Raw genomic sequence first — 10533 nt, forward strand, 5'->3', positions numbered from 1 at the left:
TTTATGTTTTTACCAATTCCAAAAGAGAATGTATCTGAAGAAAATCAAAAAAGACAAATTTTTTCAAGTAAACAATATTTTAGCGAACTTATTAAAAGTAGTCCCGGTATATTCACCGAATATAATAGTATTGATAGATTTTTAGACGAATTAAATTTCTCTGATATTGAATCGATGTCAGTTTTTGATGACGAATTCATATATAGGATCTGTTCTGAAATTGAATTAGAAAAAGATATTTATAATTATGAAGAAGAATTTGACGATGATATACTTATATCTGATTTGCAAGATATTACTAAAGATAACTTTGAAAATTTCTGTGAGTTATTAATAGGTCATGAATTAGATACTATCTTTGAAAGAATAAATCTTTATTTCAATGATTATTTTAGCGGTGTTCATTATATTGCCCCTGTCCGAGCTAGTGCACAAAGGTATTATCGATTACAAGGTTTAGCAGTGGATGAAATAGATTCACAGGGCGAAAATATTCCTATGATGTTAAAACATCTATCATATAAACAAAAGAAAGACTTTGAAGAGTGGGTTTTAGATAATTTTAATTTTAAAATTACAACTGAAAACCAAGGGGGGCATGTAAATTTATCTATTTCTTTTGATAAGAAAACTAAATTGAATTTAGCTGATACTGGGTTTGGGTATTCTCAAGTATTGCCTATTATTGTTTTGTTGTGGAGAGTAAATAATAAAATGAAAGATCAAAGTCATTTTAATAATAAAGAATTTAATTTTAGGAATATGATGAGTTCTAAAAATCCCTATACTGTTGTAATAGAGCAGCCTGAATTACATCTACACCCAGCAATGCAAGCACAATTAACTGATGTATTTGCTAACTGTATTACATTGGCTAAAGATATGAATTTTGATTTGAATATAATTATTGAAACGCATAGTGAAACAATTATAAATAGATTGGGGCAGCAAGTGGCTAGAGAGAAAATAAATTCAGAGTTAGTTAATATTTTGATCTTTGGAGATTCACAAGGTCATGTAAATACTAAAATAGAATCTGTAAAGTATGACGAGGAAGGGGTTATAGAAGATTGGCCACTAGGCTTCTTCTATCCGGAAAATTAGTATGCTGATATATTTTAATAGAGATGTTATAAAGAAATTTGAAGAAGAAAGATATTCTGAACTTGAATTAGAATATTTAGAACGAGTAGTCGCAAGTCACATTAATTCCCAGCACTATATGTTTTCAGATAGAAAATCATTGGATTTTTTGTCTAATTTTGAAGAGCTATCATCTACGGCGAGGAAATATTTTAATAAACTTGAATTTCAATATACAACTATTGCATCTTATATAAAAAAAATAAAAACTAAAATTTCTGTTGTAGATAAAGAAAGTTATTTTGAAAAAGATGCAAATGATAATTCTGTAAAATTTAACGTATCTCTTGATTATTTTGCAAATCCAAGGACATTGGATTGTACAAAATTAATTACCGAAAACATGGACGATTGCAATTTTTATAAAGAAGCTGTTAAGTATTATCCAAATCAATTTCCTTCAATGTTGTTTAATTATTCAATAGAAAGTAATGATGGTAATGGAAATGGAATAACCAAAAGTTATTTAGATAAAGTTGAAAACAACAATTGTGTAATTGCAATAGTAGATAGTGATAGGAAATATCCTAATGATGATTTAGGAAAAACAGCTAAAAACTTATGGGAAGTATTCAAAGCAAACAGTGATGATTACATAGCAAAATACATAGAGTTATCTTTGCATGAAAAAGAAAATCTAGTTCCTTATCATTTTTATAAAGTGTTAAATATAGGGAATAATACTTTGGAAAAATTAGATATTTTATCAAAGGAAAGAAAATTCGAAGATGTTTTCTATCATTTTGACTTTAAAGAAGGAATTAGTACTGATAATTATATAAACTTTTTTGAAAATGTTTTAGACACAGAAGGAATTATTGAAAAGGAAGAAGTAAAGGATAGAGATATTTTTTATGGTACTAAAGAAGAATTTTTTGATTATATAGTTTTGCGCAGAGATGATAAAAAGAAATATCCTAAAAAATATATTTTGAAGCCTTTAGGAGAAAACTTATTGAAGGATTTTAAATTAGAAAAAATGAGAGAATTTATAGAGAAAAAATTATCTCATTTTGAAAAAATAAAAACGATTCCTAGATCTGAAAAGGATTTTTATACATATATGAGGGATATAGTATTAAATCCAATTAATTATTTATTGCCTAAGCAGAAAGAATGTTTAAGAGGAATATGTCAAATATTAATTGAATGGGGGCTATGCAAGCCTCGTAATGCAACTAACTAATTTTATGTATATGGCGTTTTGAGTATTTTAAATTTTAGTAGGTTTTAAGATAGTAGAGGGTTAAATCTAATCGGAGCAAACACAGAATTAGATTGAGAATTTAAGGAAGTATTTCTAAAAAGCTGACAAAAGTCAGCTTTTTTTATTCGTAGCATGAAGTAAAGCACCAATCGCACCGCTATTACCACCATCTTGTAAAAAGATTGGTGTTTTATTTTGATATTTTGTGTAGCTACTAATAATATTTTGAAGGTGTACGTTATTACATAGAGTCGAACCAATATAAATAATATGGTCAATGTTTTTTGTTTCGGCGAATTGAAGGCTTAATGCAGTAACAACTTCACCGACAAGTCCTTGCACAGTTGCTAGTATATCAGCACTACTAAAATTCGAGTCTGTTTTGGTAGCTTTACCAAAATTGCTTGCAGTTAAGCTATTATCAATAGGTGAGAGAATGCCACCATAAATATCACCAACCGTAATATCTAGTTCTTTTCTAGAACCTAATTTTGTTAAAGGAATTACATCTTCAAAATGATCTATATTTGTTAACAATTTTGAAAGCCCCATAATAGTACCACCGCCAACACCGGTTCCACCAGCTCGAATATATTTGTCATTATAAACGTAATGAATGGAAGTACCTGTACCGATATTTGTTAAAATAAAGTTGTTTATATCATATTTCTCTTCTTTTAATATGTATCGGACACCTACAAGAGTAGCTTCAAATTCGTTTAGTTCTACTATTTTATATGAGTCTGAAAGTAGTTGCTGTAATCGTTTTGCTTTACCACCTGTTATACATATTTGTTTTATACAAGTGTTTTTCTTAAGCCAATCTATTATTTTATCTTGTTCATTTGAATAAAATTTTTCAAAAGCTAATTGCTTTTGTTCGTTCAAATAAGCAATTTTCGTTAATGTTCCTCCAGCATCGATACCGATAGTACTTTCCATTTTCCTGCTCCTAACTAAGTAATTTGTTTACTCTGTTCATGTTGATGAGACGAATTTGTAGGAGAGAGATATCCTGACGAATTACATCGTCTCTATTCTGCTTGATATATTAATAGCTTTTCTATAGTTACAATCGGCTGATCGTTAATAGTTGCAGTACCTTTACCGAGAATAAAACCTCGACGATTGCGAGTAAGTTTATAATGTAAATCAAGTTTATCACCGGGATATGCGTTTCCGTGGAATTCAACCCCATCCAACGAAGAGAGGAAGCCTAGACCTTCAGAGTCATTTGTATTTACAAATGCACTAAGCTGAGCAAGTGCTTCTACAATTAGCATATGAGGCATATGTTTTTGATTATCATTTATAAACCACTCATTATTTGAAATGAGTTTATATCCCGTAACGGATTCACCATGTTTTACATTTGTTACTTTATCAATCATTAAAAAAGGATAACGATGAGGAAGAGTGTCTTTAATATGCATATGAAAGTACCTCCAATAAATAATACCCCTGCTACAGTTAAGCAGGGGAGTTACCATTAATTTTTGACTAATTCATTTATTTTTTTAAGAGAAAAAATACCGCTATTTCTAATGTTTTCAACAACTTGTTGTAACACTTCTTTATCTTGAACAAGTGCAATACGTACAAATCCTTCACCATGAGGTCCAAATGCGTGACCTGGTGTAACAACGACATTTGCACGATCCATTAATGCATAAGCGAAATCTATAGAAGTCCAGCCTTTCGGAATTTCGGCCCAGACAAACATACTACCAGCTGGTTTATCAACATTCCAACCAAATGTGCGGAATCCATCAACTAAAGTATCTCTACGTTCTTGATAAATACCGCGATTTTTCTCACAAAACGCAGCGCCATTTCTTAGTGCAGCTGATGCCGCTTTTTGAATTGGTAAAAACACACCATAATCTGTATTGGATTTAAACTGAGTAAGTGCACGAACAATTTCTTCGTTTCCAATCATATATCCAATACGGCTACCTGCTAAACTATAACTTTTTGACAAAGAGTTGATTTCTACGCCAACTTCTTTAGCACCAGGTACAGAGAGGAAACTAATTGGTTTTATACCATCAAAATAAAATTCAGCATAAGCAAAATCATGGACAACAATAATATTATGCTTTTTCGCGAATGTGATTACCTCTTTAAAGAAATCTTCATGAGCCATTGCTGGAACGGGATTTCCTGGGAAGTTTAAAATCATCATTTTCGCTTTTTTGGCAATTTCTGCAGGAATTAACTCTAAGTTAGGTAAGAATTCATTTTCTTTCTTTAATGGCATGTAGTAAGATGTTGCACCAGCCATTTGAATTCCAGTTTCATAAGCTGTATACCCTGGATCCGGAACTAATATAATATCTCCCGGATTTGCATAAACCATAGGTAAATGAACAAGTCCGTCTTGTGAACCCATTAATAATAAAACTTCTTTATCGGCATTTAATTTAACGTTATGAGTGTCGTTGTAATATTCAGTTACAGCTTCGTGAAATTCTTGAATACCACTTAATGTGTATCCGTAGCTTTCTTTTTCACTTGCTGTATGTACCATTTCTTCTCTTACGAAGTCAGCAGGCGGCATATCAGGATTCCCGATACTTAAATCAATCATTTTGTGACCTGCTGCAATTTTTTCTTTTTTATAAGCCCCTAATTCACTAAATATAGAAGATTGGAATGCTTTCATTCTAGTTGCTAACGTGTAAGTCATCAAAACCCCTCCTAAAAACAGTGTTTTCTTTCTGCGTTTTTAATTATTCTGAAAACACATGTTTACATTTTATCATTTTTTTATGAAAATTAAAACGATTGACAAATTTAGAGGGAGGATTAGTCTTTTTTGAAAGGGCGTTGTAAATAAGGATTGGTTAACTGAACTGTTTATTATATCTTTCTATACGGTTTAGGATGTTTTATAGTTTTTATTAAGTATATCCCGCATATTTTGGATGAAAAAGAACACGAAAACGAGGCCTAATATACCACTAAGCCAATAGTATGAATTTCCTGTCGTGAATCTTTCATAAAATGAAAGTGCACTCCATAGGATTAGGATAATGGAACAGATTGTTGATACAATTAATGAACTTAAACTTCTCAAAAAAAGCACCTCGCATTAAAATATTGTTATTATATAATACTACATTTAAATTTAAAGATTTAAAAGAGGGAAATGTTTTTGGGGAGGTTTTGTAAATTAAAAATAACGCAGAAAATATTTTCTGCGTTTTAAATGAAGTGTAATCATTTCTTTTTATATGTACATAACTTTTCCACTGCATAAAAGTATACATTTAATTTGCCATCGACAACTTTTAAAGTTTGATCCGATGTAAATGAGTTACCATAATCAATGTGATACACATTAGAATCCTTTACAAATGAGCCTTTGTATAAATCTTCTTTTTCCTTTGATGTTTGCATCTCCACTAAATATTGAACAATTTTTTCTTTCTTTTCTTCTTTTACAACTGTTTCAAATTTATAAGATGCAGGACAAAGTCCATTTTTATTGTCAACGACTTCCCAAGAACCGTATATATCATTATTGCTACATCCACTAAGTAGAACGATGAATATTGGAATAATCAATAGAACTTTTTTCATTTTGTGCTCCTTTCTTTTCATTTTCAATAAACGTGCGAATACGATAGGAATATTGTAATAAATAAAGTTTAAATTTTTATAAAGAATTATTTAATTTCACATAAAAATTGGAGGAAGGTGAGGTTTTTTTAAAAAAAGGCATGAATCTGAATCTAATGTAATTCAGATTCATGCCTAGTGTACTATCTTATATTTTGTTTTTTGAGGATAAATGAAGCAGAAAGAAGAATGACAATACCGTTTGAAATATACACGTTTATTATAGAAGAGGTTAGGTTAATTGATCCAAAACCAGCGTTATCGAATATAGAAGTGAGTGCCGTAGTTGTCAAAAAAATAATAGGAGTTAGCAGTAAAAATATGAAGCCTGCCACAATTCTTCTTTTAAAGCTATGTTGAGATAGGGAAATTGCTAAAAAGTTTATAATGCTAAACATAATGAATACAACAAAAAGGATAATAAATAATTGGATGCCATCAGACATATAGCGCCTCCTATATACCTTATTTATATATTATATTCGAAAGCAAAATAGGGTACTCCTTTAAATCATTTCAGTAAACGTAATAAATAAGATTATATATAACAAAGACGCATGGATTAATCTAATATGATCCATGCGTCTTTATTTATGCTATAAATTCGCAGATTGCGAAGGTTGTTTTTCATATTGTTTCTGTTTAGATAATGAAATGAAAATAATTAATAATGAAATCACACCGAAAATGAGAACCATATATTGCAATCCAATCGTATCTAAGAAGAAGCCTGTGCCGAGTAAGACAATTTGGAACATAACTCTCTCAAACATATTACGGAATGAGAAGAGACGACCATGATAGCTTTTTTCCACTTTCGTTTGGAAAATTGTCGACATAATAGGGAAGAAGCAACCAACACTAAAACCAAATAAACCAAATGATGTAAGAGACATCCATTTTATATCGCTAAAGAACAAGGAAAGGTGTGCAAAAGCGGTACAAACAGCGAAGAAATATAATAATTTTTCAGGTTTGAAATGGTCAGATAAACGTTTAATAACGAAGGCCCCTAACATAAATGCGACACCTTCAATGGTATATATAAAGCCTTTAATCGTTGGATCATGTTGCATTTCACTAATGTTGATTACCATTAAATTAAATCCGGCTATAAATAATAGAGGGATAATACTTAATATAAGTGCTGTAAAAGCAATAGGAATTCCTTTTAAAATACGAAATACTTCCATAAAGCTATTATCTTTCGCAGCTTGTTTACTTGGTGTTGTTGATTTCTTATCTTCGAATTGTAGGAAGAAAGTTGAGAGGAATAATAAAGCGTATGCTGCCATTGAGAAGGCATACATATACTGTAAACTCATTACAACTAAAAGAATTCCACCTAGTGAAGTACCTGCAATACGAGCGATTGTACCTACATTCATATGTACACCGTTCATCTGTAATAACTCATGCTCACGTACGATGAGTGGAATTACAGATTGTAATGCAGGGAAGTAAAATGCTGCAGAAATTTGAAGAGCAACCATAAATGCAATCATGAAGGCAATGCTTTCAAATTGGATAGCGAAAAACATAAAAATAACACTAATAACGCGACCGAACCCAGCATAAAGAAGAACTTTTTTCTTTTCATACTGATCGATAATACGACCAGCCATAGGACCGACTAGTACACCAGCTAATAGTCCGATAAATAATATAACTGATTTCATGAAATCAGAAGGGACATATTTTTGCATAAATTCAAGGTTGCCAAGAATACCAAGCCATAGTCCTAGACCAGCAATAAACTCCCCAATTAACACAATCCAAACATTTTTATTACGCCACATAATGTAAAACCTCTCCGTCTTTTAAAATGAAAAACTCGTATATAAAACCTCCTTATTTTATGTATAATTTATAACGAACTTTTTTAGAGTCAGAGTCTATATTACGTGTTTCATGAGTGGATTTCAATCTTTTTGATTTGTCGGAAATTAGATTTATTAGTTGGTGAAATAAGTAATGAAAATGTGAAAAATTTATGATGAAGTGTCTATTGAAAGTAAGGATACAAATAAAAAAGCAAGAACGTACATAGTACGTCTCGCTTTTCTCAAGTACAAAATTAAATATTAGATTGTTTAGCAGCATTTACGCTCTTGTCCAATAGCTAAAGCGCTAAAAGATAGTGGGCCAACAACTTCTGCGCTTGCACCACTAGTAAGGTTTTCTACAGTTAATGAATATTCGTGTGTTCCACTGCTAACGTTTTGATCTATAGCTTGAAATGTTTGTACGTAGAATTGTTCAGAATCTGTAGATTCAATACCTACTTGTGCATTAAAAATTTCAATGTTATCACGGAAAATTCGGAATAAAACTTGTGAAGTCCCAGTTATACCTTCTACACCAATTGTAGCGATTAATTCTACTCGATTATTACGTGAATCTCTACTTGAAATTCTCAATTTCAAATTTGCTAGAATTGCTTTATTTGGAGAAGCTGGGATTGCAAAAGTTGTTTCACCAGTTTTACTTATAGGTTGAGTAGCTTGGTAATCAATGATATGAGTCATATTCGTCACCTCCTCATATACTAAAATATGAAAATGGCAATGAAATAGCTTGGACAAATAATAGAATATTTTAATAGAGTCGACAATAATTGTTGAAAAGGAGTAATTCACAAAATAGCATCAAGAAAATATCACTATTAAATGATATTTTTCTTGATGCTTTTAATACATCAGGCCGAATATTCTTCTTTACGTACTTCGAAAAATTCATTACGACGTAAGTAATTATAAACTTTCTCGGAAACCTTTTCTTCTTCAGACATTAAGAAACGATGATCAAATGCATAGAATGATTGACCTTTAATTAATTTTACGTAGTATATTTTACACGCCTCCTCTAGCATAATTGGAACTTAATTAATATTATGATGGCCTATATGCTTGCTAATCATACTTGGAGGTTCAAAGGATAGAAACTAAACAAATTACAAAAGATTACAAAACTGTAATGTTGTTGTCACGTTTTCCGATAGTTAAAAATAACCAATCTCTCCTATACTAGAAATAAGTTACATAAAATAAGGGGGTAAAAAGATGGATGAAGTAATTGGAGAAGTTGTAGCAGGTATTTGTGAATTTGTGGTTGAAGTAACGGCAGATGCTGTTGGAAATTTAGTTTCTAGAAATAATGAGGAAAAAGAAACGATATAAAAATATTATTTAAATATTATTTAAATATTTGTTTGTTAGGATGGAGATGAAACCAATATAGGAGGTGATTAAAATAAATATGCCGAGTTTGGGATTAGATTTATCTAATTCTCGTTTAATTATGGCGAATGTAGACGAAAGGGAATATCATTTTATTATACGTGAACATCCGATTTTAGGGAAAATTATATCGCTACTTGAAAATGGAAAAGAATATGGTTTAATAGATAAACAAATCGCTAATAAAGATAAATTTATAAAATCGGAGCTAATTAAATTAGATTATTTTAACATAGATGTTCTACATCATACACCTGGATGGATATGGATCGGCATGGATCAATTTGGTTTACATGCTCGTGAGGCTACTTATAACGAAGTAGACGTTATTATGAAGTTGAAAGAGGATTTATATTATATAGATGTATATAAAAAAGTAAAAATGTAATAAATATTTAGTCAGGTTAGGGGACAAGTTCCCGTAGCCTTTTTTGTTTAGTATATTGATGATAGGACAGCATGATAAGAAGTAAGCTGAAAAGAGGATTTGAAAATACATAAAGAGAACTTTAATTATTATATGAATCCTATATGTAAATAATAATAGAAAGAAGATGATAAAATGAGTAAAGAAGAGCTTGTAAAACAACAGTTTGGTAATAATGCGGAAAAATATGTGAAAAGTAAAATTCATGCTAATGGACCAGACTTACAATATGTGGTTCAACAAGTTGAGTCTCGTCATAATAATCGTCTTCTTGATATTGCTACTGGCGGTGGACATGTTGCGAATGTATTAGCTCCATTGTTTAAAGAAGTAGTTGCCTTAGACTTAACAGAAAAAATGTTAGAGAATGCGAAAAACTTTATTATAAGTAATGGATATGAAAATGTATCTTTTGTCGCTGGAAACGCTGAAAGTTTACCGTTTGCCGATAGTTCTTTTGATACGATTACATGCCGAATTGCAGCACATCATTTTACGAATCCAGCTCAGTTTATATGTGAAGTAAATCGTACGTTAGAACATAATGGATTGTTTATTTTAATAGATAATGTTTCACCGGAAAATAATGAATTTGATACATTTTATAATTTTATAGAAAAAAAGCGAGATCCGAGTCATGAACGAGCGATGAAAAAAACAGAATGGATTACCTTATTAGAAAAAAATGGTTTACAAATGCAGTCATGTCTTACTTTTGACAAGAAATTTGAATTTGACTGGTGGTGCGATATGATGAATGTACCTTTGCAGAAACGCGTGAAGTTAACAGAATGTATGATGAAAACATCAGTTGAAATGCAAGAGTTCTTTAACATTCAATATGAAAATAATAAAATTATATCGTTTTATACTGAAATGGCATTGTTTGTATG

The 10533-nt window shown here is 30.8% G+C and carries 12 protein-coding genes; 4 read left to right on the top strand and 8 right to left on the bottom strand.

Going from position 1 to position 10533, the window contains the following annotated elements; all coding sequences use genetic code 11:
- Together DN394_RS23755 and DN394_RS23760 are read left to right on the top strand one after the other, a co-directional pair.
- Positions 1–1104 (top strand): AAA family ATPase (locus DN394_RS23755; protein ID WP_149294309.1); only part of this gene is annotated, 1104 nt, incomplete at its 5' end.
- A gap of 1 nt (position 1105) precedes the next feature.
- Positions 1106–2329, top strand: a complete 1224-nt coding sequence (locus DN394_RS23760; RefSeq protein ID WP_149294310.1) for a hypothetical protein — start codon at positions 1106–1108, stop codon at positions 2327–2329.
- A gap of 132 nt (positions 2330–2461) precedes the next feature.
- Here DN394_RS23760 and coaW read toward each other — a convergent pair whose 3' ends face one another.
- The 8 genes from coaW to DN394_RS23805 form a co-directional block, all read right to left on the bottom strand.
- On the bottom strand, positions 2462–3292 hold the full coding sequence (gene coaW, locus DN394_RS23765; RefSeq protein WP_000446263.1) for a type II pantothenate kinase: 831 nt from the start codon (positions 3290–3292) through the stop codon (positions 2462–2464).
- A gap of 92 nt (positions 3293–3384) precedes the next feature.
- A complete protein-coding gene (locus tag DN394_RS23770) occupies positions 3385–3783 on the bottom strand; it encodes a 3-hydroxyacyl-ACP dehydratase FabZ family protein (protein ID WP_000547645.1) in 399 nt (132 codons plus the stop codon).
- A gap of 56 nt (positions 3784–3839) precedes the next feature.
- The gene (locus DN394_RS23775; RefSeq protein ID WP_149294311.1) at positions 3840–5039 is read right to left on the bottom strand and encodes an LL-diaminopimelate aminotransferase; all 1200 of its coding nucleotides are present in this window, start codon (positions 5037–5039) and stop codon (positions 3840–3842) included.
- Between the two features lie 533 nt (positions 5040–5572).
- Positions 5573–5935, bottom strand: a complete 363-nt coding sequence (locus DN394_RS23785) for a hypothetical protein (RefSeq protein ID WP_098092068.1) — start codon at positions 5933–5935, stop codon at positions 5573–5575.
- Positions 5936–6117: 182 nt separating this feature from the next.
- Positions 6118–6420: a hypothetical protein gene (locus DN394_RS23790; RefSeq protein ID WP_001279469.1), complete on the bottom strand. Its 303-nt coding sequence runs from the start codon at positions 6418–6420 to the stop codon at positions 6118–6120.
- Between the two features lie 150 nt (positions 6421–6570).
- Positions 6571–7773 carry an MFS transporter gene (locus DN394_RS23795; RefSeq protein ID WP_000269247.1) on the bottom strand — a complete coding sequence of 401 codons (1203 nt, stop codon included), beginning with the start codon at positions 7771–7773 and terminating at the stop codon, positions 6571–6573.
- Between the two features lie 294 nt (positions 7774–8067).
- Complete coding sequence (exsC, locus tag DN394_RS23800) at positions 8068–8502, bottom strand: exosporium protein ExsC (RefSeq protein WP_000148799.1); 435 nt, start codon at positions 8500–8502, stop codon at positions 8068–8070.
- Between the two features lie 170 nt (positions 8503–8672).
- The gene (locus DN394_RS23805; RefSeq protein ID WP_071723536.1) at positions 8673–8825 is read right to left on the bottom strand and encodes a YqbF domain-containing protein; all 153 of its coding nucleotides are present in this window, start codon (positions 8823–8825) and stop codon (positions 8673–8675) included.
- A 407-nt stretch (positions 8826–9232) separates the two neighbouring features.
- Between DN394_RS23805 and DN394_RS23810 the strand changes: the two genes are divergently transcribed.
- Positions 9233–9601 carry a hypothetical protein gene (locus DN394_RS23810; protein WP_001139548.1) on the top strand — a complete coding sequence of 123 codons (369 nt, stop codon included), beginning with the start codon at positions 9233–9235 and terminating at the stop codon, positions 9599–9601.
- A 174-nt stretch (positions 9602–9775) separates the two neighbouring features.
- On the top strand, positions 9776–10533 hold a 758-nt coding region (locus DN394_RS23815; protein WP_149294312.1), incomplete at its 3' end, for a class I SAM-dependent methyltransferase.

The organism is Bacillus sp. BB081 (assembly GCF_008368895.1).
Taxonomy (GTDB): Bacteria; Bacillota; Bacilli; order Bacillales; family Bacillaceae_G; genus Bacillus_A; species Bacillus_A wiedmannii.